The sequence below is a fragment of the Lonepinella sp. BR2271 genome (assembly GCF_051851515.1).
In the GTDB taxonomy this organism is placed as follows: Bacteria; Pseudomonadota; Gammaproteobacteria; order Enterobacterales; family Pasteurellaceae; genus Lonepinella.
Genome location: NZ_JBPDVF010000001.1, coordinates 295109 through 320667, shown reverse-complemented (window position 1 = coordinate 320667; position 25559 = coordinate 295109). Strand labels below are relative to the sequence as shown.

Genomic DNA, 25559 nt, shown 5'->3' with positions numbered 1-25559 from the left:
TTAACCTTATGTCCACGGAATTCACACCAGAAGAAAAACGCCAAATGTCCGAAGCGGATATTCGCACCAAATTTATCACGCCAGCCATTGTTCAAGCAGGTTGGAACGAGCGTCAAATCAGCGAAGAATACAGCTTTTCGGTGCTAAAACCTTTTACTGATGGGAGAATGTTAATCGATCCGAAAACCAAACAAGCCTCTCGCAAAGAAGCCAAACGGGCGGATTATTTACTCTATCACTCCCCCAATCAAAAAATTGCCGTTGTGGAGGCCAAGGATAATAAGCACAGTTCAAGAGATGGGCTACAACAAGCCATAGATTACGCTCAACTACTTGATATTCCCTTTGCCTATAGTAGTAACGGCGATGAATTTGTGGAACACGATTTTTTAACAGGCGTGCAACGCACCCTGCCGATGAACCAATTTCCAACGCCTGATGAATTAAGCGAGCGTTTTTTCAGCCAATATACCCCCGAACAGTTGAAACTCATTCAGCAACCTTATTACACCGACGCAAACACTTTTCGAGAACCCCGTTATTATCAAGAAATCGCCATTAACCGCACCATTGAAGCGGTCGCCCATGGGCAACAACGCATTTTAATTGTGATGGCAACCGGCACTGGCAAAACCTACACCGCTTTTCAAATTATTCACCGTTTAAAAGCCAGTGGAGCAAAGAAAAAAATCCTGTTTTTAGCGGATCGCAATATTTTGGTGGATCAACCCATTCGAGAAGATTTTAAACCGTTCAAAAAAGTCATCACCAAAGTGCAAGGCAAAATGGACAGTGCCTTTGAAATTTATATGGCTTTATATCAACAATTAGACGGCAGCCCTACCGCTGAAAATGAGCTGTTTAAGCAATTCCAACCGTCCTTTTTTGACTTGATTATTATTGATGAATGTCATCGTGGCAGTGCCAAAGAAGATTCTAACTGGCGAGCGATTTTGGACTATTTCGATCAAGCTACCCATATTGGGATGACCGCCACGCCCAAAGAAACGGCGGACGCCAGCAATATCCATTATTTCGGCGATCCGATTTACACCTACAGCTTAAAACAAGGCATTGAGGACGGCTTTCTTGCCCCCTATCGGGTGATTGATGTCAATTTAGATTGCGATTTAAAAGGCTGGCGACCACCTAAAGGGCTATTAGACAAAAATGGCAACCCTGTAGAAGATCGTTTTTACACCGTGAAAGATTTTGATTACAACATTGTGCTAGACGACCGTACTCGCCTTGTGGCAGAACGCATTACCGAGCATTTAAAGCAAAATAACCGCAATGATAAAACTATCGTGTTTTGTGCCAATATTGACCACGCTCAACGGATGGTCGCCGAGCTTTCACGCTTAAATGCGGATATGGTGCAACAAAATCCCAAATATATCCGCCAAATCACTGGTGATCAGCCCAGCAAAACAGGCGATTTAGAAGCCTTTTGTGATGTAAAAAATGAAGAAAAAGCCTATCCTGTGATTGCGGTAACATCAAAATTAATGACCACAGGGGTCAACAGCCAAACCTGTAAACTCGTGGTGTTGGATGCCAATATTCAATCAATGACCGAATTCAAACAAATTATCGGACGTGGCACCCGACTTCGCCCCGAAGCGGACAAAAATTTCTTCACCATTATGGATTTTCGTGGTGTAAGCAAATTGTTTGCGGATCCTGATTTTGATGGGGAGCCGGTTGTCATTTTAGATCCTGAGCCTAATCCCAAACCAACAAAATATCCCGATCCAGATAACGGAAATAAACCTGACAAGATAGAAGAAGATCCTAAGATCTACAAACCAGCTATTATTATTGAAGCAGGCAAGCTCGAATTACGCATTATTGATGAAAAAGTACAATATCTCAACGAACAAGGCGAATTGGTGTATGAAGATATCGATCAATTCTCCAAACGTCATATTCAGCAAGATTTTGCCGATTTTGAGCAATTTAAACAGCAATGGCAGCAAGGTTCTGAAACCCTATCCGAAAAATTCTACGCCAACAATAAATGGCTCGTCAGCTTACGCAAAAAAGCCCATTTGGACGACAATATTGATGATTTTGACTTGCTCAGTAGCGTGGCATTCAACAAAACCCCACTCACCAAAACCGAACGAGCTGAGAGAGTCAAACAAAGTGGCTATGTGGAACAATATCCCGAAGAAAATCAACAGGTTTTAGGGCTATTGCTAGATGAATATGTGAAATCCGGCGTAAAAGATTTAGCCAAAACCGAACTCTTGCAAACGCCACAATTTAGTCCTTTTGGCGGTTTAGTGTCCATTATCAAAAAATTTGGTGGCAAAGAATTGTATCAAAAAGCGGTGAAAGGATTGGAGAAGATGATTTATGCAGAATAAAAAATCCCCCATTTTGACCGCACTTTTAAACAAACAACACAAGGAACCCTATGAGCCTAAATAATTTAGTCAAACGCCTGCAAGATGTAATGCGAAATGATGCAGGAATTAACGGTGATGCACAGCGTATTGAGCAGATCGTGTGGATTTTGTTTTTAAAAATTTATGATGCCAAAGAACAAGAATGGGAGTTGATTAACGATAATTACCGCTCCCTTATCCCCGATTTCCTACGTTGGGGAAATTGGGCGAAAGATCGTAAAGACGGCAAGGCAATGACAGGTGATGAACTGCTTAATTTTGTCAATAACGATCTCTTTCCTGCGTTGAAAAATCTGCCTGTTTCCGCTCAAACCCCAATGAATCAACGGATTATTCGGGCGGCGTTTGAAGATAATAATAACTATATGAAAAATGGCGTGTTATTACGCCAAGTGATTAATATTATTGATGAAATTAATTTTGAGCAATACCAAGAACGCCACGCTTTTGGCGATATTTACGAGAATATTTTAAAAAGCCTACAAAGTGCGGGCAATGCAGGCGAATTTTATACACCACGTGCCGTGACGGATTTTATGGTGCAGATGATCAAGCCCAAATTAGGCGAACGCATTGCCGATTTTGCCTGTGGTACGGGCGGATTTTTAACGTCCGCCTTAAAGGTGTTGGAGCTACAAATTCAGTCGGTTTCTGACCGCAGTTTGTTTAATCAATCGGTTTACGGCATTGAGAAAAAAGCCCTGCCACATTTACTTTGTATCACCAATTTGTTATTACACGATATTGATAACCCCGATGTTCACCACGACAATGCCCTTGAAAAATCGGTGAAAGATTATACGGAAGCCGATAAATTTGACATCATTTTAATGAATCCGCCTTATGGTGGCAGTGAAATTGAGCAAATAAAAACCAATTTCCCCACCAATTTACGCAGTAGCGAAACCGCCGATTTGTTTATGTCGGTGATTATGTATCGTTTAAAGAAAAACGGACGAGCAGCGATTGTGTTGCCAGATGGTTTTTTATTCGGCACGGACAATGCCAAAGTGGCGATTAAACAAAAACTAATAAGCGAAATGAATTTGCATACGATTATTCGCCTGCCCCATAGCGTATTCGCCCCTTATACGTCCATTACCACCAATATTTTATTTTTTGACAACACCCAAGCCACGGAAAAAACGTGGTTTTATCGTTTAGATATGCCACAAGGCTATAAAAATTTCTCCAAAACCAAACCGATGAAATTGGAACATTTTAATGACGTAGTGGAATGGTGGAATGACCGCAAAGACATTGAAATTGACGGTTTTTTTAAGGCGAAAAGTTTTAGCTATCAAGAGATTGCCGATCGTCAATTTAACCTTGATTTATGCGGTTTCCCCCACGAAGAAGAAGAAATTTTACCGCCTGATGAGTTGATCCAACAATATCAACAAAAACGCACCGCACTTAATGCCGACATTGATCGTATTTTAGGTGAAATTACGGGGATTTTGGGGATTAAGTTGTAGATTAAAATTTTTGACACCTGCGATTAAAAATCAATCAATAATGAGATTAATCATTATATAACAATATATTATGATAAATTCAGTTATTAAGTATTACTTGATAACTGAATTTTAAACAGAGTAAAACAAAAAATGAAAGCTCAACAATTAAAAAATGCGATTTTGCAACTTGCCATTCAAGGCAAACTTGTGCCACAAGATCCGAATGATGAACCTGCAAGTGTTTTGCTAGGTAAAATTCAAGCGGAAAAGGACCGCTTGATTGCCGAAGGTAAAATTAAAAAAAGCAAAAAATCTGCCGATAAAGCCCCTTATACCTTTGACGACCTGCCCTTTGAGATTCCGAATAGTTGGGAGTGGGTAAGATTGGGGGATATTATGAGTGTATTAAATGGAGATAGAGGAAAGAATTATCCATCTAAAGACAAATTACACGATAAAGGTATTCCATTTATTAGTGCTATTAATTTAGATAATGGAATAGTATCTGATAAACATCTTAAATTTTTAAATGAAAGACAATATAATTTATTAAATAGTGGAAAATTACAATTTAATGATATTGTTTTGTGTATTAGAGGTTCTTTAGGAAAAAATGGAATATTTTTATATTCTAAAGGGGCTATAGCTTCATCTTTAGTTATTTTAAGATTATATAATTTTGAATTGTTAAATTTAGACTATGTTTTCACATATTTAAATTCTCCTTTAATAAAAGATGAGATAAATAAATATAACAATGGTACAGCTCAACCAAATCTATCATCTAAAAATGTAGAAAATTTTGTATTTCCACTTCCTCCACTTTCCGAACAACACCGCATTGTCGCTAAAATAGAAGAACTACTTCCATTTATCGATCAATACGATCAAAAAGAACAACTCCTAACCGCATTAAATAAAAATTTCCCTGAACAGTTAAAAAAATCCATTTTACAAGCGGCGATTCAAGGCAAGTTGACTGAACAGCAGGATACCGATGAGCCTGCTATTGAGCTGGTGAAACGTATTCAAGAGGAAAAACTGCGGTTAATTTCTGAAAAGAAATTGAAAAAGCCGAAAGGGCAGGCGGTGGTTTTCGATCCTGATAATTTACAGTGCGTTAAGTTTCCTTTTGAAATACCAAAGAATTGGGTATGGGCACGGTTGGAACATATAGCTAACATAACAATGGGATCATCTCCAAAAGGAGAAAGTATAAATGAAATAAATAATGGCTATGAGTTTCATCAGGGAAAAAGTTCATTTGGTCAGGTTTTTATCAATAAGAATGATAAATTCACCAGTGAACCAATAACTTTTGCTTATAAAAATTCAATTTTAATTTGTGTAAGAGCTCCTGTTGGAGAAGTGAATATCACAGACAGGGATATTTGTATTGGACGTGGATTGGCAAGTATAGAACCATTATTAATTAGCCACCTTTTTTTATATTATTGGTTATTGCCGTTTAAAACAACATTTATTCAAAAAGCAACAGGATCTACCTTTCTTGCTATTACTGCTGATGTATTAAAAAAACAATTAATTCCACTTCCCCCAATCGCTGAACAACATCGCATAGTGGAAAAAATTGAATTGTTATTAAATCAAGAAAACCGCCTGAGCCTATAGCAGGATCAATGAATTTGATCCTATCTAGCTCTAGTAAGCTTCAAAATATTTTGCTATTAAAGAATAGATATTATATACTAAGATTACTAACAAGACGTGTAAGCAGAAATGGGGAATTTCCCTAGCGTTTGTCCAGCCTTTTTAGGTTACTAGCCCAAGAGCGGTTATAAAGCGGTTTCTGTACAGCCCCATAATTTTATGGGGCTTTACTATTTAGGGCGTTTTATTTTCTTGTTTTCTAATGTATTTTTCAGTAATACAAAAAATGAAATTGGTTTACGTCTGATTTTTTTTCTTTCCTTGTGCTTGTAATTTACGTCTTTAGCATACGCACTGTTTATGAAGATATGTACATCACATTTTTTAGATCGCTTGAGTGAAAAATAAATTTCGTAATCAATGAATGTTCCGTCTAATCGTTGTATTGAAATAGTCAAGAATTTATCGTCAGCAGAAGTGAAAAAGCATTTTTGCTTATCCATATTTTTTAGAATTTCTGGTAACTTTTTTGATAATTCATATCTATCATAATTAAATATTCTTGTTTCTTTTTCTGTTTTATAATGTAACATAGTGTCATAATCATTTAATGTTTCACCCTTATGAATATTAGGACTCTTAGTAAAACAGTGATGACTAAATTCAATAAGACAACGGTATGTCTTTTGATTAGATGTTTTAGTTTCATTTTGTATAAATGTATGATAAAAGACATCCAAATGAGATAAGTCGTACTCTTTTTCATTAATCTCTATCTTTTTTGTCATTTCTAGACCTTCCAATTAAATTTTTATCTATTTTAACATTGCCTGTATAAATAAACAATGCTTGATTTATCATATTGATTTTCAAACAACAAAAGGAAATCAATATGATAAAATCATATCAACAGCATTTAATGCAATCTAATCTCGCTAAAAATACCGTTTCCGCTTATTTATTTGCCGTGAAACAATATTTTCATCTTTTTCCTGAAATTAATAAATCTAATTTGAAAGAATATAAGGTTTATTTAATTGAACATTTTAAACCACAAACCGTTAATTTACGATTGCGATCCATTAATTGTTATTTGGAATTTATTAAAAAAGCAAAATGGAAAATGTCTTTTGTGAAAGTGCAACAAAAGCCTTTTTTAGAAAACGTGATTAGTGAAGCCGATTATCATTATTTTAAACAGCGACTAAAAGAAGATAATGAGCTTTATTGGTATTTTGTCATTCGTTTTATGGCAGCGACTGGGGCAAGGGTGAGTGAGCTGATTCAACTTAAATGCGAACATATTCAAGTGGGTTTCCTTGATCTTTATTCCAAAGGCGGGAAATTACGCCGAATTTATATCCCCGAAAAATTACAACAAGAATGTTTAGCTTGGCTAACAGCTCAACATAAACAATATGGCTTTATTTTCTTAAATCGATACGGCGAACGCATTACCACAAGGGGAATTTCTGGGCAATTAAAGATCTTGGCAAAACGTTATCAATTAGATCCGAAAGTCGTTTATCCACATTCCTTTCGTCATCGCTTTGCTAAAAGTTTTTTGGAACGATTTAATGATATTGCCTTTTTAGCCGATTTAATGGGACACGAAAGTATCGAAACCACCCGAATTTATTTGCGAAGAACTAGCACGGAGCAACAAGCAATTGTGAATAAGATTATTGATTGGTGATAATTTTGTAGGGGCGGATCTACGTATCCGCCCATTGATTAACGGAGCGTGATTTCGGTCGGATACATAGATCCGACCCTACGATAAATGATCGATTTGTTTTAATAATAATTCTATTTTTTCTACTATGCGATATTGTTCAGTTAGTGGGGGGAGTGGAACAATAAAATTAAATAATTTCTCATCATTAATTGCAGGATAAGCAACACCAATCATTTCTTGATTAACAAAATCAGTAAATGCTGGACTCAGTAAATAATAAAACAAGAATTTATTATAAACACCAGAAAAAACATTCATTACAGCAAATGCCGTACTTGCAATAGGCTCATATTTAAACTCTTCATCAATAATACAAACATTTTGCAAATAAGGTCTAACGGTTGAATATAAAATAGAGCCATTTTTTACTAATTTTCTTGCCCGAGATGGTGCATTTTCAGGATCTATAATATTTTCTATTTGGCTTAATTTGTGATTTTTATTATCAATTAAACCAACATCAATATAAAAAAATTTTTTATTGGGTGTTTTTTGTCCTGTATTAAATACGATATCCCCCAATCTCACCCAAACCCAATTCTCAGGAATCTCAAACGGCACATTCTCATTCTGTAAATTATCTGGATCGAAAACCGTCGATTGCCCTTTCGGCTTTTTCAATTTTTTTTCAGAAATCAACCGCAGTTTTTCCGCTTGAATCCGTTTCACCAGTTCAATAGCTGGTTCATCGGTGTCTAGCTGTTCGGTGAGTTTGCCTTGAATCGCCGCTTGTAAAATGGATTTTTTTAACTGCTCAGGGAAATTTTTATTTAATGCGGTTAAGGCTTGTTCTTTTTGATCGTATTGATCAATAAATGGAAGTAGTTCTTCTATTTTGGTGACAATGCGGTGCTGTTCGTTTAATGGGGGTAAAGGAATATATACAAGATTAATTTTATTAACAGACAAACCTGGTTGAGCTGTTGCCGTAGCGTATTGATTTAAATTTATCTGTATTAAAAAATAAATAGCCCATTTAACACTTACATTTGCAAATGTCTCAACTACGACAGCGTGTTCTGTTGCATAAAATTTTCCTTGTGCAAAATTAATATTGCCACATAATGCTCCTTGACGACCAATTAATGGAAAAGCTCCATTTCTATTATATTGTCGAACAAATCCCCGCAATCCATTTCCACCATAACAGGGGTATAAGTCATCATCATTTTCTGAATAAATCTCTGATGCTGAAATAAATTTACCCGCTTGTAAATTAAAAATATCCCCCAATCTCACCCACACCCAACTCTCAGGAATCTCAAACGGCAGTTCGTCCAACTGATAAGGGGCTTTTCAGGAAGATACACAAACAAAAAAAGTGCGGTGAAAAAAACAACTATTTTTTCCACCGCACTTCTATATCACTGAATAAATTACCCTTTTCTTCTTTCCTCAACCGCCTCTGCAAGCTGTTGCAACAAGATTTCAGTGTCTTCCCAACCGATACAAGCATCAGTGATACTTTGTCCGTAAGTGAGTGGTTTATTCGGGACTAAATCTTGACGACCTTCTACTAAGTGGCTTTCTACCATCACGCCAAAAATTTGTTTTGAACCTTGGGCTAATTGGTTGCTGATAGATTGGCATACGTCCATTTGACGTTTAAATTGCTTGCTGCTGTTGGCATGGCTGAAATCGACCATAACGTGACCAATATGTCCTGTTTTTTCAATATCGGCACAGACTTTGGCAATGCTTTCTGCGTCATAATTGGTGGCTTTATCGCCACCACGTAAGATAATGTGGCAATCCTGATTACCTTTGGTAGAAACGATGGCGGAATGTCCAAATTTTGTTACAGATAAGAAATAGTGCTGGGCTTCCGCCGCACCAATAGCATCAAGGGCAATTTTTACACCGCCGTTGGTAGCATTTTTAAAGCCCACAGGGCAAGAAAGTCCTGAGGCTAATTCACGGTGAACTTGTGATTCGGTGGTTCTTGCACCAATCGCTCCCCAACTCATTAAATCCGCCACATACTGCGGCGTGATCATATCTAAAAATTCGCCAGCGGTCGGCAAACCTAAATCATTAATATCGGCTAATAATTTACGTGCTATACGTAAACCGTCATTTAACGCATAACTGTCGTTTAAATACGGATCGTTAATCAACCCTTTCCAACCCACGGTAGTACGAGGTTTTTCAAAATACACACGCATAATAATTTGTAATGTGTCTTTGTATTTATCACGTAATGGTTTTAATCGGTTCGCATATTCCATTGCCGCTTTTGGATCATGAATCGAACAAGGACCAATCACGACTAATAAACGATCATCTGTACCATGAATAATATTATGTGCTTCAAGGCGTGCCGCTTTTACCGTTTTAATCGCTACATCGCTGGCTGGATATTTTTCTAATAATGCGACTGGGGGCAATAATTGTTCAATTTTACCAATACGGGTATCGTCATTCGCAATACGAATTTCATTTTTACTTTTTACCATAGTTCATCACTCTCATAAAATCAATAAAACACTTTCCGTGTAAACATGCTGTTAATGTAGCATCAATTTCTGCACTAGTAAACTAGTACAATGCAATTATTTTAATAACTGCTTAATACTTGAGCAGGTTGTAATTTTGCAGCTCGATTGGCTGGGTAAAGACTTGCCAATAAACTCAATAATAATGCAGAAACCAACACGAATAGCACATCTTGCCAATGTAATTCTGTTGGTAAGAAATCCACAAAGTAAATGCCGTCAGATAATAATTTTCGTCCAATCAGACTTTCTAAACCTTGAATAAGTGCGGTTAAATTTAAGGCTAAAAATACCCCTAACACAATGCCGATTAAACAGCCTTTCATGCCTGCTTGTAAGCCATACCAGACAAAAATGCGTTTAATAAAGGCGTTGTTTGCCCCTAATGTTCGCATAATCGCAATATCGCCCGCTTTGTCTTTCACTGCCATGATCAGCGTGGAAATAATATTAAAGCAAGCTACCCCAATCACTAGCACCATGGCAATATACATTATGGTACGGATCAGTTGAATATCACGGTACATATAGCCGAATTTGCTCACCCAAGTTTGTAAATTGAGTAATTGTGGATAGCTGTTTAACGCAGAAAAATCCAAGCTATTCATGTTAAACGGATCCGCCACTTTCAGATCGACACCTGAAATTTGATTGGCATTGTAGTCTAAATATTGTTGTGCTTGGGCTAACGGCATGAGGGCATAACTATGATCAAGTTGACCGTCTAAACGTAAAATTCCCGACACCTGAATCCGCTCACGACTTGGTTGTGCCATGTCTTCACCGTTATTTTGCGAAATCAGCAACGTTACCCAATCGCCTGTTTGTACCTCTAACTCTTTGGCAATGCCGTAGCCTAATACTAAGCCTGAATGATTAGAGAACGATTGCCATGCCTGATCAAGAACAAAATCCCCTAATCGGCTGACCGTATCTTGTGCTGTTTTGTCCACCCCTTTCACTTGCACCACTTTCATTTTTGCCCCATTTTCTACTAAAGCAGTAAAACTGACAAAAGGCGATACACCTTGAATATTGGGTACTTGTTGCAAGGTGCTGACTAATTGTTGTTTGTCAGTTATGGGCTGATTTTCCGCCGATATAATTTCAGCATGAGGAACAACGGCTAAAATACGGTTATTCAGTTCTCGCTCAAACCCATTCATGGCACTCAATCCCACGATCAATACCGCCACGCCCAATGCAATGCCGAGTGTAGAGAAAAATGCAATCAGGGAAACCAAATGATTTTTTTGCTTGGCTCGTTGGTAACGCCAACTAATTAAGAATGCGGTATTCATCGCCTACTCCGCTCGCAATACGCCGTCTTGCATAATCATGCGACGTTGTAATTTTTCTGCCAAATGCAAATCGTGCGTGACCAATAAAAAGGCGATGCCCTGTTCTTGATTAAGTCGTTGAATTAACTCAAAAATACTTTCGGTGGTAGCTCGGTCTAAATTCCCTGTTGGTTCGTCCGCCAATACCAACGCTGGATTATTGACTAACGCCCTTGCAATCGCCACACGCTGACGTTCACCACCTGATAAGGCTGACGGTTTGTGAGAAATGCGGTGCGAAAGTCCAACAGATTTTAAGATCTTTTCCGCCCGATCTTTGGCTTCGGTTTTGTTTTGATTGCCGATTAACATTGGCATCATCACATTTTCAAGTGCGGTGAAATCCGCCATTAAATGATGAAATTGATACACAAAACCGAGATATTGATTACGTAATTTGGCTAATTCATCGCTACTTGCTTTTTGTAGCGATTGCCCTTTGATAAACACTTCGCCTGTGGTCGGTTGATCCAGTCCGCCGAGGGTATGAAGCAGGGTACTTTTGCCCGAACCTGACGAGCCGACAATGGCGACCAATTCTTTTTCGTTGAGGACGAAATTGATGTCATTGAGGACTTGGGTTTTGGTTTCGCCATCGTGGTAATGTTTGGTGATGTTTTTGCAGGTTAATAATTCTGTTGTCATTTTTATGTTCTTTGTTAAGTTTTTTAGTTTAAATTATTTTTTAGTTTAAATTGATTATTTTATTTAAATCGGGTTTCGCCCGATGGGCGACTTACTTTTTCTTTGCTTGTGCAAAGCAAAAGTAAGCAAAAAGAAAGCACACCCCGATTTTGCCTTGTTTCCTGAAAATCATTAAATTTGCTTAACGGAAAAGTTGTAAACTCGCTTCGCTCAAACAGTACAACTTTTCCTACAAATTTAATGATTTTCAGGCGGCAAAGACGGGGCCCCCATAATTAACAAAACCAAGTGCGGTGAAAAAATTAAAACTTTTCATAAATACACCACACTTTTAATCATGCTCGGTTAAAAAATCGGGGCCCCATCTGAACCGCCTTTGCGACTTGGCATTTTTAGCTAAATTTTGCATGTCTGAGCGAAGCGAGTTCAAAATTTAGCGTGAAGAAAATGCCAAACGAGCAAAGAAAAGCGGTGAAGTTGGGGTGTGCTTTTCTTTGCCTACTTTCTTTTGCACAAGCAAAAGAAAGTACGGTCGCCATCGGCGAAACCGATTATTCATGCCGCAGAGCCTCGGCAGGCTCGACTCTACTCGCCCGATACGCCGGATAAACCGTCGATACCAACGACAATCCCAACGAAAACACCACAATCACCGCAATCTGCCATAGATTAATCTCGGTCGGTAAATAAATACCCACAGGATTAATGGCATTCACAATATCGCCTAAATACAGCGTGATCAACACGCCTAACACGGCACCGATCAAGGTTCCCACTAATCCCACAAAAAAACCTTGTAGAATAAAAATCCACCGCACTTGTTTTTTAGTTAAGCCTTGGGTTTGTAAAATTGCAATTTCACCCTGTTTATCCACCACCATTAAACTCAATGAGGTAATAATATTGCTCACCGCCACCACGATGATTAAGCTAATTAATAAGCCCATCATGTTTTTTTCCATGCGTACCGCTTGAAAAAATTCGCCTTTTTGACTTCGCCAATCGTCAATTTGCCATTGATCTTCGGGGAAAATTTGGGTAAGTTCAGTGATTTGAAAAGGATCTTGCAGAAATAATCGTACGCCTTGTGCGTTTTCAGGTTTAATTCGCATTAAACGCCCAATATCCGCTAAGTTTGCAAAGGTTTCATAACCCGATGCCTCATTCGTGGCAAAATAAATCTCACTCACGGTGAACAAGCGTTGCATAGGGATTCGACCTAAAGGCGTATATTGGCTATTTTCTGTTAACATTAGGCGAATTTTATCACCCACTTGCACATCTAATTTTTGGGCTAATTGTGAACCAATAATTAATTTAAATTCACCGGTTGGTAATAAATGATCTAATTTGCCTTGATCTAAATAATCTAATAAATGATCATCACTCGGCTGTTTCACCCCAATCACTTGACCAGCACTGACACCGTTTGCCGTTTGATAAATGGCTTTCGTGCTATTAATCAGCGTCACACCATTGATTACATTCTGTTGGCTTAAATCAGGCAATTCCGATTGAAATTGTGCAGTGGAAAAATGCCCATTTTTTTTCATCACAATAGCATGGGGTAAGCTGGATAAAACTTGGCGTTTTTGATGTTGTTCTAATCCGTTCATCACCGATAAAACAATAATCAACGCCATCACGCCAAGCACAATACCACTACTGGCAAGGTTAGTCACTAATCGTCCAAAACGATCCGCACTTTTGGCTCGCCAGTAACGTAAGGCAATAAACGCTGAAATACCCAAGTTCATTATTTGCCTGTTCTCACAAATTCTTCTAAATTTAACCGCACTTTATCCACCAAAATCTCAACCGCTTGATCCGATGCCCAAGCGATATGTGGGGTGATAATAATATTCGGCAAAGTCTGACTCGCTATAATTAGTGGGTTGTCTTTGGCGGCTGGTTCTTTACCTAACACATCAATGGCCACGCCACCAAGTTGCCCGCTTTTTAACGCATCCACCACTGCTTGTTCATCAATTAATGGACCACGTCCAGTATTAATTAACAACGCCCCTTTTTTACAATGAGAAAGGGTTTCCGCATTAATAAGATTTTTCGTTTCGGGAGTCAATGGGCAATGCAAGGTTAACACATCGGCTTGTGCTAACACATCATAAAAAGGCGTGTAACCCTCACGGCATTGAGTGGCGTTTTTATGTTCCGCATAAAGCACGTTCATGCCCAAAGCCGTGGCTAATCGCCCCACTTCTGAACCCAGCGAACCTTTACCAAATACGCCTAAAGTTGAACCACGTACATCTTGCACAGGATGATCAAAATAGCAGAATTGTTTGCTCTCCGTCCATTTACCTTGCAACTGATCTTTATACCACAAATGTAAACTATGTTTTAGGCTAAAAATAAAGCCTAGTACATGTTCTGGCACGGTCACCGCTGAATAACCCGCAACATTTTTTACAGCAATACCGAATTCTTTCGCTGCGACTTTGTCAATATTATCTGTACCAGTAGCGGTTAATGCAATGAGTTTTAATTGAGGTAATTGAGCCATGATTTCACGGCTAAACACCACTTTACTGGTAATCACAATGTCCGCATCTGCCGCACGCTCTAACACTTGTTCAGCAGAAGTGTGTTCAAATTCGACCCATTGATGTTCAAAATTAGGACGTGGAATGGGAATGTGTTTTGGTAATGCAGTGCTGTCAAGAAAAACGATTTTCATAGAATACTCCATATACATTTAACAAAAAGCCGTAGATGGAATGGATTCTATCAGTTTTTAGGGGGGAATTGTAGTTGTTAATCGTTATTTTATAGCGCCTTTCTTTGAACAAATAGTATAATTTGGGCATAACAAATAAAATGTCGCTTTTCCTCACCAGATAAAGCGACATTTTCTGCATGATAGTCTAATCCAATCCGACTAATTTCCAATAATTATGTGATACACCGTCAATTTTGCCCTGTTTCACGTTCTGAATATAATCAATCATCATATTTTGAATGGTACCAGCCTCTGCCCCCATAGCGACTTTAGATTCCCAAAGTACAGGGATTTGTTGCCCTGCCCAGATACCGCCCTGTTTAATCAACTGACCATAGCGATAGGAATTCATCCCTAACTTAATTTTGGCGTCATCCGTAATCGCTTTACCATCAGCAAAGGTTAAGTTCGTGATTTTTTCACCACTTGGTTGACGTAAATCAACATGGTATTTCACACCACCAAAAATATCAAAGGTCACGTATTTTGATTTACCGCGCACGTCATTATAACGGTAATCTTTATCGCCAGCTTGAATCGTATCAAAGTAATCCGCAGACCAATTCATATATTGTTTTAACTGTTTACCTGTGACTTCATATACGGTCACATCGCCCCCCGCATAACGGTAATTATAGATGATATCTTTTTTCTTAATATCGCCCTTATCTAAACGTACCGTTTCATAATCATAAGCGAACGAAACGACATCGGCTTGGCTGTAATGTTTTTCTACATCGGTAATAAAAGATGACATGCCAGTATCTCGAGCAAATGCAATCGATACACCGTGATCTTTTCCTTGTGGGATCATATCGTTCGCCACTTCGCCAATCTTAACATTATTTAAACGGCGTAATTCATCGTGGTAAGGTTGATAAATTTGCTCAATCTTCGGATCCGCCTCAAGTGCTTTAACAGGAACGGTTTTGGCTGCTTTGCTCAGTAATTTCACTTTGCCATCATCCGCCACATCAAATGCTAAATCCACTTCTGACACGACCGTACCATAACGATGCGGTTCAGTAATTAGCGTATTTTTAATGGTTTCTGCTGGCACATTTTTGTGCATATGCCCTGCAATAATTACATCAATCCCCTCGACATTATTCACAAGATCAGCAACACCTGTATCAGGAATATTATTTTCATTTTCAATCCCCATATGAGCAAGAACGATAATCACATCAACGCCCTGTTTTTTTAATTCTGCAATTTGCGTTTTAGCCTCTTCCGTCGGGGAACTAAATTTCATCTTATCCAAATGCCCCGAATCTTTTTCAAAGGTTGCTGACATCGGTGTTGTTAAGCCAAGAATCCCTAATTTTACGCCCTCTTTCTCAATAATTGCATAGGGTTCAACATAGCGCTTTCCATCTTGATAATAGAAATTTGCGGTGAGAATTTTGGCCTCAATATCTTTCAGAGTTTCATCTAACGCCGTCATCCCAAAATTAAATTCATGATTTCCTAAAACAAAAAAATCATACTTCATTGCATTCAATACTTTGGGTACGGGATTATCTTTGTAATATTGCTCCGTTTTAGCAAAGGTTTCCACTTGGTTATCTTGAATGGCATCACCAATATCAACCAATACAACATTTTTGTTATGTTTACGCACCTCGTTTACATAGGTTGAAATTTGTGCATAGGAGCCAGATTTATCCGCAACATCTGCCCCATAAGACCACGGCACAATACGCCCATGTACATCTGATGTACCTAAAAATTTAATATTCACTTCTTTTGCCACTGCCACACTGGTTGCTGACAGTATAAATAATGTTGAAAGTAGTTTTCTCATGGTTATCCTTATAAATAGAGATTAAATAGCTCATTTTTTAGTTACTATATAAAAAACAAGCTGTTATACAAATTTTGTTATAGTCTCTTTCCAACAACTTTCATCAAATAATAATTACGGGTTTTGGACAATAACATTCTTTCGCTTAAATATTTAAAGCGCTAGCTTAACCAATTTTTTATCACATCAATCACCTCAACTAAGCCTAGTGCAGATATAATCCCCCCAAACCATGCGATTTTTTTATTTCTTGATTTGTCTAATATTTGTTCATTTTTCTGCTCGGTATAGCTTAAAATTTGATGCACTTGAGCTAATTGAGAGGTAATTTCTTTGTTTTTTTGTTCAAGATGATAGGCTTCTCGCACATCTTGCCAAGTTCGAAAAGTTGCATAACGAGAAAATTCAATGGGATTATAAAAATAATAACTGGCATTAAATATTGACGCATCAGAATAAAGTTGATCTAATTCGCTCGTATTGTCTGATTTTGACAAAACATAAGAAAGCTCTTCATTAATTTGTTGCAAAGCATAATAATAAGCTAACCCCAACATAACCAAAAAGAGCTGACGACAAGATTGTTTCAAACTTTGTGGATATTTTTCTAATAAAGCCATGCCACGACCATCAATAATCCGCCATTCATTAGGTAATTCTTTTAAACTTTCAGGTTTTAATGTTTCAGATCCTCGAATAAACCAAGAAATATTCTTAATCAATTCTCCATCGAGCTGTTTAATTTCAGTTGCAATCACCACTCTACCCAAGCAAGGATATTTACATTCAGGTAACTGATTTTTATTGCCAAATAACTGAGTTTCTGAACAAAGCACTTTACTTTCTAATGTTTGAGAAAATCGACTTCCTTTAAAAAAAGTCACTTTCATATTAAAAAAGTCTTCTGATTGTTCTATGAATGTAGAATTTTTCAAAATGGGATTTAAGAATGAAATATTCTCGCCACACAACATTAAATGCGGTTGGGGCGACAGAACTGTATTTTCTCGACTAATAGTTAAAAAATAAATATCTTTCATAACATCATTTCCTAATATAAAAATATCCCCTTATTCAAGAGGATATTGATCAATTAAAGGGATTCAATTTCTGCTTGCTGGCTCACCAACTTCGCAATACCCTCTTGATACCCTTGCATTTTCTCCCTTTCTTTCGCAATCACTTGCTCAGGCGCTTTTGCCACAAAGGCTTCGTTAGAAAGTTTGGCTTCAATGCGTAAGACTTCGCCGTTGAGTTTTTCAATCTCTTTGGCAAGACGGGCGAGTTCGACTTCTTTGTTGATAAAGCCTGCCATCGGTACGAGCAATTCGGTTTTGCCGACTAGTTTTGTAACCGATAATGGGGCTTTTTCGCCGTCCGTAAGCACTTTCACATCATCTAATTTAGCTAAGGCTTTCAAAGTGCGGTCATTTTTTTGCAAGGTTTTGCCATTTTCTGTGTCCACATTTCTGAGCAATAAATCCAACCCTTTACTCGGGGCGATGTTACTTTCGGCACGGATATTACGCACGGCAACGATGATTTCTTTTAAGAACTCAATCTCTTTTTCTGCTTGTGCGTCAAGTTTGGCATCGTCTGCTTTCGGAAACGGTTGCAACATAATGGTTTCGCCTGTTACCCCTGCAAAGCCTTTTACTTTCTGCCAAATTTCTTCGGTGATAAATGGCATAATCGGGTGAGCTAGGCGAAGTAGTTGCTCAAGCACGTTCACTAAGGTTTGGCTTGCTCCACGTTTTTGAGCGTCCGTGCCGTTGGCAAACACAGGTTTGGTGAGTTCCAAATACCAGTCGCAGAACTGATTCCAAGTGAAGTCGTAAATGGCGTTCGCTGCCAAGTCAAAGCGGTATTGACTTAAAGCGGTGCGGAACTCGTTCACGGTGCGGTTAAACGTGGAAATAATCCAGCGATCCGCTACGCTTAATTCGGTTTCGCCAGCGGATAAATCGAGTTTATCGTTGGTTAGAACAAAACGGCTACCGTTCCACAATTTGTTGCAGAAATTGCGGTAGCCTTCAAGGCGTTTCATATCCCAGTTAATGTCGCGACCGTTGCTTGCGAGAGCTGCCAAAGTGAAACGCAATGCGTCTGTGCCGTGTGGGGCAATGCCGTCTGCAAACTCTTTTTTGGTCGCTTTGGCAATTTTTTCCGCCAGTTGCGGCTGCATCATATTGCCCGTGCGTTTTTCAAGCAAATCTTCGAGCGAAATGCCATCAATCATATCGATCGGGTCAAGCACGTTGCCTTTCGATTTGGACATTTTTTGCCCATTTTCATCACGAATCAAGCCCGTAACGTACACGGTTTTGAACGGCACTTGTGGCTTGCCATTTTCGTCTTTGATAAAGTGCATTGTGAACATAATCATTCGTGCAACCCAGAAGAAAATGATGTCAAAGCCCGTAATCAGCACGTCTGTTGGGTGATACATACGCAATTCTTTGGTTTGCTCAGGCCAGCCAAGGGTTGAGAACGTCCACAAGCCCGATGAGAACCACGTATCTAGCACGTCTTCATCTTGTTTTAAAGCAAGATCCGCAGGCAGATTATGTTTCGCCCGCACTTCTTCTTCATTGCGTGCTACATACACGTTGCCCGCTTCGTCATACCACGCAGGAATGCGGTGTCCCCACCAAAGTTGGCGAGAAATACACCAGTCCTGAATATCACGCATCCATGAGAAATACAGGTTTTCATACTGTTTCGGCACGAATTGAATTTCGCCATCTTCAACGGCTTTAGTCGCCACTTCCGCAAGCGGTTTTACGCTCACATACCACTGATCGGTCAGCATTGGCTCAATCGGCACGCCACCACGGTCGCCATAAGGCACTTTGAGATCGTGCGGTTTGATCTCTTCTAAAAGTCCGAGAGCTTCAAAATCCGCCACTATTTTTTTGCGAGCCGCAAAACGCTCTAAACCTTGATAATCGGCAGGAATAACCGCGGTGTAATTTTCTAAAATTTTACCGTCTGAGCCGACAATTTCCGCGATCTCACGAATATCGGCATTCAAAGTCATCACATTGACCATCGGCAAATTATGGCGTTTGCCCACTTCGTAGTCGTTGAAATCGTGGGCGGGCGTAATCTTCACGCAACCTGTACCGAACTCACGATCCACATAATCGTCCGCCACAATAGGGATTTCACGATTCGCTAACGGCAGAATTACCGATTTACCGATAAGCGATTGATAACGTTCGTCTTCAGGGTGAACCGCCACCGCCGTATCGCCGAGTACGGTTTCAGGGCGAGTGGTCGCCACCACCAAATAATCCTTGCCTTCAGCGGTTTTCGCACCGTTCGCTAACGGATAGCGGAAATGCCAAAGCGAGCCTTTGCTCTCTTTGTTTTCCACTTCCAAATCAGAAATGGCGGTGTGCAATTTCGGATCCCAGTTCACAAGGCGTTTGCCACGATAAATCAGCCCTTCTTCGTGCAAGCGAACGAATACTTCTTTCACCGCATTAGACAAGCCATCGTCCATCGTAAAACGCTCACGATCCCAGTCGATCGAGTTACCCAAACGACGCATTTGTTGGCTAATCGTGCCGCCCGAATAGGCTTTCCAATCCCAAATTTTGTTGATAAAGGCTTCACGCCCATAATCGTGGCGAGTTTTGCCTTCTTCCGCTGCAATCTTGCGTTCCACCACCATTTGAGTCGCAATCCCTGCGTGGTCAGTACCCGTTTGCCACAGCGTATTATTGCCTTCCATACGGTTAAAACGGATTAGCGTATCCATTAACGTTTGCTGGAAAGCGTGTCCCATATGGAGTGAGCCCGTTACATTCGGCGGCGGAATAGCGATACAGTAGCCGGGTTTGCTCTCATCTTCGCTCGGTTTAAAATACCCTTGTTCTTCCCAGTGGCGATATAAGGCTTGTTCTACCGCAGACGGCTCAAAGCGGTCTGCCATTTGAAGGTTTTGTTTCATTTGGTTGTTTTCTCTTTGTTTAAATTTTGTTTTTCAATCATTAATTCATCAATATCATCAAACGCATTTTGCAACCGTTCGCAATGATACATTTCGTACATATCATAAATAAACTGCGTTAAACCTAAATTATCCCATTGTTTTAAAACAACATCAGCGGACTGATTTTTATATTCCGCATAACGTTCTAACAAATAGATAAAAAATTCGCTTTCTTTACTCATTTTAATTCGCCCGAATATAAACCGAATTGCGTGGATCGCCCGTTATTTTTTCGCTTTCCCATAAATCAAATAACGCATAAGGGCCTAATTTATATAATTCTAATTCACTATCAATCAACATTTGATAGGTTTCCGATTGCAAAAAGGCACGGATTGCTTCCATTTCGGCAAAGCCGTATTTGTCGATCATCAGTTTAGTAACGTGGCGATCGAAAAAATCTAGGGTTCGTGCTTCGACTTTCATTTATTCGCTCCGTTCAAATTGCAAATAGCTTAAGGCTTTTGCGGTTAAAAACGCATATTGATCCGTCAAATTTTGTGGTAATAAACGAGCCACTGCTTCGGCTTTGGTATATCTGCCGTCCATATAATCATCAATCACAGGCAAAGTGGCATCATTCGCCACTGCACCAATCACTAAATCGTATTTTTCTGCAATAGGCTGCTGTTTACGATTTGCGACTACAAAATCTAACCAATACTCATCTGCTTGTTCAAATTTTAACACGGCTAATTCTGCAAAGGCTTTTTCATCAAACTCATAAATACTAACAGTTGCAATGCCTTCTCTTCTGCGTTTTACCACAATTTCCGACCAACGTTTAGCTTGACTAAAACTAGACGTTACATAAAATCCAGCGCCAAAATCTAAAGTTCGAGAGCTTGTAATGATTTCGGGGTTTTGGATTGCTAGGTTGCTGCCGTGATAAAGTTTCATTTTACTCCACCATCTCCATCTGCCACCCCATCTGCCGATATTGTTTATACCGTTCTCGGGCTAAGGCTTTGTGTTCTTCGTCCACTGGCACAAAATCAATCACTTGATTAAAAGCAGACACATAATCGGGAACCGTTTGTTGTAAATTAATCAACACATCTCGCCGTTGGGCATTGCGTTTGCCGATCCAGCTAATTTCGATCGGGGTGGCGAAATTGGTTACTTCGCCCGATAAATTGTGCGGTACAAATTGCTCGGGATCTCTTGCCCATAAGGCTTCGTCTAAATCTAAGGCTTGTTGTTCGGTTTCACAAGCAATCAATACACGTTGTCCTTGTCGCCATAATTGAGCGGATAAATCACAAGCTAACGCCATCTCGCCTGACAGGGTATTTGGCGATAACGTCGGTTTGATGAGATAAAATTTAGCGATTTTCGGCATTGGCAATCTTGTTTTTACATTGGAATTAAACGTCTAATTCTAACGAAAAAATGCTAATAAATAAAGGTTTTTACTTGTACTTCGTGGAAAATCGCAATAGACTATCGCACATTTCAACAATATCTTATTTGAGTTATGCTGGTATCCGATTTTTATTTTGATTTACCTGATGAGCTAATTGCTCGTTACCCCACCCCAAACCGTACGGCTAGCCGTTTATTGCAATTAAACGGTGAAAATGGGGAAATTTCGCACCGCACTTTTGCGGATGTATTGGATTTAGTCAACGCTGGCGATCTGTTAGTTTTTAACAATACTCGGGTTATCCCTGCTCGCATGTTTGGACGTAAAGCCAGTGGGGGGAAATTGGAAGTGTTAGTGGAACGTGTGTTAAGTGAAACCACGTTTTTAGCCCATGTTCGAGCTAGCAAAGCACCAAAAGACGGCACGGTGTTGATTTTGGGTGAAGATAAATTGGGTGAAAATCAGGGCGTTCAAGTGAACATGCTCGGTCGTCAAGGGGCGTTGTTTGAACTGGAAATTGCGGAAAAAAACACCGCAGTTTTGGATGTTCTCAACCAAATCGGGCATATGCCGTTGCCGCCTTATATTGATCGTCCTGATGAAAATGCGGACAAAGAGCGTTATCAGACGGTATATAATAAAGTCCCCGGTGCGGTGGCAGCACCGACTGCTGGCTTGCATTTTGATGATGAATTATTGGCAAAATTAAAGGCCAAAGGGGGCAATTTTGCCTTTGTGACGTTGCACGTCGGGGCGGGGACGTTTCAGCCTGTTCGGGTGGAAAATATTGAAGATCATCATATGCACGCTGAATATGTGGAAGTGCCACAAGAGGTGGTAGATGCCGTGTTAGCCACGAAAGCCAATGGTAAGCGTGTGATTGCGGTGGGGACAACTTCGGTGCGATCATTAGAAAGTGCGGCGTTATTTGCAGAAGAAAAAGGTTGTTCGCAGATTATTGTGCCGTATTTTTCTGATACGTCGATTTTTATTTACCCTGGGAAGAAATTCCGGGTGGTGGATAGTTTGATTACGAATTTCCATTTGCCGGAAAGTACGTTGATTATGTTGGTGTCGGCGTTTGCGGGGTATGAGAATGTGATGAATGCGTATAAGATGGCGGTGGAAAATCGGTATCGGTTTTTTAGTTATGGGGATGCGATGTTTATCACGAAGAATAATGATATTGGGACGTTAAAATAGAATTTTTTTAATGTTCAAATCGGGTTTCGCCCGATGGGCGACCGTACTTTCTTTTGCTTGTGCAAAAGAAAGTAGGCAAAGAAAAGCACACCCCAACTTTGCCTTGTTTCCTGAAAATACTTTAATTTGCTTAACGGAAAATGGCTAAACTCGCTACGCTCAGACAGACGCCATTTTCCTACAAATTAAAGTATTTTCAGGCGGCAAACATGGGGACCCCATGGGAGAAATTATAAAGTGTGGTGGAAAAATTGAGGAATACCTAGTACTTGCGTACTAGGTTAAGCATGGTGACGCTACTCCGTAGCTTAAAAAACATCTATTTTTTAACCGCACTTTTGTTACGCTCGGTCAAAAATTGGGGCCCCGTCTGAACCGCCTGAGCGTTTTGGTATTTTTAGCTAAATTTTGCATGTCTGAGCGAAGCGAGTTCAAAATTTAGCGTAAAGAAAATACCAAATAAGCTCAAAAAAGCGGTGAAGTTGGGGTGTGTTTCTTTTGTTACTTTTCTTTGCACAAGCAAAGAAAAGTAAAGAACGTGGCGAAACCCGATATTAACAAAACACAACTTTATAAAAAACAATTTTAAACAAAAAAACCATCGAACTGTTTATTCGAAAAGGAACACTATGAAATTTAACTTAAAAAAAACAAACGGCACTGCCCGCCGTGGCGAAATGACGTTTAACCGCCCAAGCGGTGAATTCACCGTCCAAACCCCCGCTTTTATGCCCGTCGGCACCTACGGCACAGTAAAGGGTATGACCCCTGAAGAAGTGCGTGCCACTGGTGCAGAAATTTTACTCGGTAACACCTTTCATCTCTGGTTACGCCCTGGGCAAGAAGTCATGCGGAAACACGGCGATTTGCATGATTTTATGCAATGGCATAGACCAATTTTAACCGATAGCGGTGGTTTCCAAGTATTCAGCTTAGGCAAACTTCGCAAAATCAAAGAAGAAGGCGTGCATTTCCAAAATCCGATCAGCGGTGAAAAGATTTTTTTATCCCCTGAGAAATCCATGGAAATTCAATACGATCTCGGATCCGATATTGTGATGATTTTTGATGAATGTACACCTTATCCCGCCACCTTTGATTATGCCAAAAACTCCATGGAAATGTCGTTACGTTGGGCGAAACGCAGCCGTCAGCGGTTTGATGAATTGGAAAACAAAAATGCGTTATTTGGCATTGTGCAAGGGGGAACCTTTGAAGAATTACGCAAAATTTCCGTGGACGGTTTGGTTAATATTGGCTTTGACGGTTATGCGGTAGGCGGTTTAGCGGTCGGTGAACCAAAAGAAGAAATGCACCGTATTTTGGAATTTGTCAATCCATTGTTGCCACAAGATAAACCCCGTTATTTAATGGGCGTGGGTAAACCTGAAGATTTAGTCGAGGGTGTTCGTCGTGGGATTGATATGTTTGATTGCGTCATGCCGACGCGTAACGCACGGAATGGGCATTTGTTTGTATCAAACGGCATTGTGAAAATTCGTAATGCCAAATATCGTGATGATACCACCACGCTCGATCCTGAATGTGATTGCTATACGTGCAAGCATTACACCAAATCCTATTTATATCATTTGGATAAGTGCGGTGAAATTTTGGGGGCAAGACTGAATACCATTCATAATTTACGTTATTATCAACGTTTAATGGAGCAAATCCGCACCGCCATTGAACAAGATCGTTTTGAGGATTTTGTGGTGGAATTTTATGCTAAAATCGGCAAAGAAGTGCCACCGTTACAAAGAGAAAAACAACATGATTAATTTAGAACCACAACAATTTGTCAGTTGGGAACAGCCTATTGAGATGTTATATGCTTGTCATGGACGAGTGAAAAATTTCTGTTCACAACTGAAAATTTTGCCCGATTATTTAGCAAAAAATGGGGTAAATCAAGCGGTCAAAAATGATGTGCAGCAGATTTTAAATTATTTTAATATCGCCGCACCGTTACATCATGATGATGAAGAAAACGATTTTTTTCCAGTGGTGGCAAAATATCACGCTCACTCACAACAAACCATTGATGAATTAGAACGTCAGCATTTTATTTTGCATGATAACTGGCATAAGTTGTCTCTTCAATTAACCGAACTGATTCAAGATAAGCGAGATCATATTGATGCCGAATTGATTGCCAATTTTATTGCCGGTTATGATGTGCATATTGCCTTGGAAGAACCGTTATTTGCCTTAGGCAAAGACTGTATTTCTGAGGCTGAATTGGAAAATATGGGAAAAGTGATGGCAGCTCGCCGTCAGCTGTAAATGGATTATCAATTAGATTTACGTCAATATGGTTGTCCGTTGCCGTTGTTAATGGCGAAAAAGGCACTGGATAATTTACCGAACAACACCATATTAACCATAATGCTAAATGAACAAAGTGCGGTGCAAGATTTTGAACTTTTATGCCAACAACAAGGCTATCAGTTGATTTCTTGGCAAAAATCCACCGCACTTGAGACACAAATTGTCATTCGGAAAGGTCAACTGAGCCGAGGATAAATCCTTCCCATTTCAACTTATCGGATCAGTAAAAGGGGGACAAAGTTTAGCTTGAAAAGGAAAGGCAATTATGCGTTAATTAAAGCAATTTTTTAAACCCTATTGACCCCCAAAATGAACGCAATTTATCTTTATTCTTTAAGCAAGCAAGCAAGCAAGCAAGCAAGCAAGCAAGGCTAAAGCCATCCGTCTTTTTTTGTCAAGGCATTTTTTT

General features: G+C 39.5%; 22 protein-coding genes. 8 read left to right on the top strand and 14 right to left on the bottom strand.

The window, feature by feature from the left end:
* Nucleotides 1-8: 8 nt before the first annotated feature.
* The 3 genes from hsdR (at nucleotide 9) to ACTG7X_RS01480 (ending at nucleotide 5506) form a co-directional block, all read left to right on the top strand.
* On the top strand, nucleotides 9-2372 hold the full coding sequence (gene hsdR, locus ACTG7X_RS01490) for an EcoAI/FtnUII family type I restriction enzme subunit R (RefSeq protein WP_439256778.1): 2364 nt from the start codon (nucleotides 9-11) through the stop codon (nucleotides 2370-2372).
* A 50-nt stretch (nucleotides 2373-2422) separates the two neighbouring features.
* The gene (locus ACTG7X_RS01485; protein ID WP_439256777.1) at nucleotides 2423-3892 is read left to right on the top strand and encodes an N-6 DNA methylase; all 1470 of its coding nucleotides are present in this window, start codon (nucleotides 2423-2425) and stop codon (nucleotides 3890-3892) included.
* A gap of 132 nt (nucleotides 3893-4024) precedes the next feature.
* Nucleotides 4025-5506 carry a restriction endonuclease subunit S gene (locus tag ACTG7X_RS01480; protein ID WP_439256776.1) on the top strand — a complete coding sequence of 494 codons (1482 nt, stop codon included), beginning with the start codon at nucleotides 4025-4027 and terminating at the stop codon, nucleotides 5504-5506.
* Between the two features lie 209 nt (nucleotides 5507-5715).
* On the opposite strand, the gene ACTG7X_RS01475 is transcribed toward ACTG7X_RS01480, so the two are convergent.
* Nucleotides 5716-6273, bottom strand: coding sequence for a hypothetical protein (locus ACTG7X_RS01475; protein WP_439256775.1), 558 nt, complete (start codon nucleotides 6271-6273; stop codon nucleotides 5716-5718).
* Between the two features lie 104 nt (nucleotides 6274-6377).
* Here ACTG7X_RS01475 and ACTG7X_RS01470 point away from each other — a divergent pair, with 104 nt between their 5' ends.
* Nucleotides 6378-7181 (top strand): tyrosine-type recombinase/integrase, encoded by an 804-nt coding sequence (locus tag ACTG7X_RS01470; protein WP_439256774.1) that lies wholly within the window; start codon nucleotides 6378-6380, stop codon nucleotides 7179-7181.
* Between the two features lie 78 nt (nucleotides 7182-7259).
* Here ACTG7X_RS01470 and ACTG7X_RS01465 read toward each other — a convergent pair whose 3' ends face one another.
* From ACTG7X_RS01465 to ACTG7X_RS01405, 13 genes are all read right to left on the bottom strand, one after another.
* A complete protein-coding gene (locus ACTG7X_RS01465; protein ID WP_439256773.1) occupies nucleotides 7260-8504 on the bottom strand; it encodes a restriction endonuclease subunit S in 1245 nt (414 codons plus the stop codon).
* Nucleotides 8505-8599: 95 nt separating this feature from the next.
* Entirely contained in the window at nucleotides 8600-9679 is a 1080-nt protein-coding gene (aroG, locus tag ACTG7X_RS01460; RefSeq protein ID WP_439256772.1) for a 3-deoxy-7-phosphoheptulonate synthase AroG, read from the bottom strand.
* 101 nt (nucleotides 9680-9780) lie between these two features.
* Nucleotides 9781-11019: a lipoprotein-releasing ABC transporter permease subunit LolE gene (lolE, locus tag ACTG7X_RS01455; protein ID WP_439256771.1), complete on the bottom strand. Its 1239-nt coding sequence runs from the start codon at nucleotides 11017-11019 to the stop codon at nucleotides 9781-9783.
* 3 nt (nucleotides 11020-11022) lie between these two features.
* Nucleotides 11023-11703: a lipoprotein-releasing ABC transporter ATP-binding protein LolD gene (gene lolD, locus ACTG7X_RS01450; protein ID WP_439256770.1), complete on the bottom strand. Its 681-nt coding sequence runs from the start codon at nucleotides 11701-11703 to the stop codon at nucleotides 11023-11025.
* A 551-nt stretch (nucleotides 11704-12254) separates the two neighbouring features.
* Nucleotides 12255-13460, bottom strand: coding sequence for a lipoprotein-releasing ABC transporter permease subunit (locus ACTG7X_RS01445; protein ID WP_439256769.1), 1206 nt, complete (start codon nucleotides 13458-13460; stop codon nucleotides 12255-12257).
* On the bottom strand, nucleotides 13460-14401 hold the full coding sequence (locus ACTG7X_RS01440) for a 2-hydroxyacid dehydrogenase (RefSeq protein ID WP_439256768.1): 942 nt from the start codon (nucleotides 14399-14401) through the stop codon (nucleotides 13460-13462). The genes ACTG7X_RS01445 and ACTG7X_RS01440 overlap by 1 nt, the downstream gene beginning before the upstream one ends.
* Before the next feature lie 187 nt (nucleotides 14402-14588).
* Nucleotides 14589-16250, bottom strand: a complete 1662-nt coding sequence (locus tag ACTG7X_RS01435) for a bifunctional metallophosphatase/5'-nucleotidase (RefSeq protein WP_439256767.1) — start codon at nucleotides 16248-16250, stop codon at nucleotides 14589-14591.
* 161 nt (nucleotides 16251-16411) lie between these two features.
* Entirely contained in the window at nucleotides 16412-17290 is an 879-nt protein-coding gene (locus ACTG7X_RS01430; protein ID WP_439256766.1) for a hypothetical protein, read from the bottom strand.
* 53 nt (nucleotides 17291-17343) lie between these two features.
* Nucleotides 17344-20208, bottom strand: a complete 2865-nt coding sequence (locus tag ACTG7X_RS01425) for a valine--tRNA ligase (protein ID WP_439256765.1) — start codon at nucleotides 20206-20208, stop codon at nucleotides 17344-17346.
* Nucleotides 20205-20432, bottom strand: a complete 228-nt coding sequence (locus ACTG7X_RS01420; protein ID WP_439256764.1) for a DUF3791 domain-containing protein — start codon at nucleotides 20430-20432, stop codon at nucleotides 20205-20207. Before ACTG7X_RS01420 ends, ACTG7X_RS01425 begins: the two co-directional genes overlap by 4 nt.
* A 1-nt stretch (nucleotide 20433) precedes the next feature.
* On the bottom strand, nucleotides 20434-20676 hold the full coding sequence (locus ACTG7X_RS01415) for a hypothetical protein (RefSeq protein ID WP_439256763.1): 243 nt from the start codon (nucleotides 20674-20676) through the stop codon (nucleotides 20434-20436).
* Entirely contained in the window at nucleotides 20677-21150 is a 474-nt protein-coding gene (locus ACTG7X_RS01410) for a DUF3990 domain-containing protein (protein WP_439256762.1), read from the bottom strand.
* Nucleotide 21151: 1 nt separating this feature from the next.
* Nucleotides 21152-21592, bottom strand: coding sequence for a DNA polymerase III subunit chi (locus ACTG7X_RS01405; protein WP_439256761.1), 441 nt, complete (start codon nucleotides 21590-21592; stop codon nucleotides 21152-21154).
* A 135-nt stretch (nucleotides 21593-21727) separates the two neighbouring features.
* On the opposite strand from ACTG7X_RS01405, the gene queA reads away from it, so the two are divergent.
* The 4 genes from queA to ACTG7X_RS01385 all read left to right on the top strand — a co-directional run bounded on the left by queA (nucleotide 21728) and on the right by ACTG7X_RS01385 (nucleotide 25345).
* Nucleotides 21728-22819 carry a tRNA preQ1(34) S-adenosylmethionine ribosyltransferase-isomerase QueA gene (gene queA, locus ACTG7X_RS01400; protein WP_439256760.1) on the top strand — a complete coding sequence of 364 codons (1092 nt, stop codon included), beginning with the start codon at nucleotides 21728-21730 and terminating at the stop codon, nucleotides 22817-22819.
* Between the two features lie 629 nt (nucleotides 22820-23448).
* Nucleotides 23449-24600 (top strand): tRNA guanosine(34) transglycosylase Tgt, encoded by a 1152-nt coding sequence (gene tgt / locus ACTG7X_RS01395; protein ID WP_439256759.1) that lies wholly within the window; start codon nucleotides 23449-23451, stop codon nucleotides 24598-24600.
* Nucleotides 24593-25105: a hemerythrin domain-containing protein gene (locus ACTG7X_RS01390; protein WP_439256758.1), complete on the top strand. Its 513-nt coding sequence runs from the start codon at nucleotides 24593-24595 to the stop codon at nucleotides 25103-25105. Before tgt ends, ACTG7X_RS01390 begins: the two co-directional genes overlap by 8 nt.
* Nucleotides 25106-25345 (top strand): sulfurtransferase TusA family protein, encoded by a 240-nt coding sequence (locus tag ACTG7X_RS01385; protein ID WP_439256757.1) that lies wholly within the window; start codon nucleotides 25106-25108, stop codon nucleotides 25343-25345.
* Nucleotides 25346-25559: the final 214 nt, after the last annotated feature.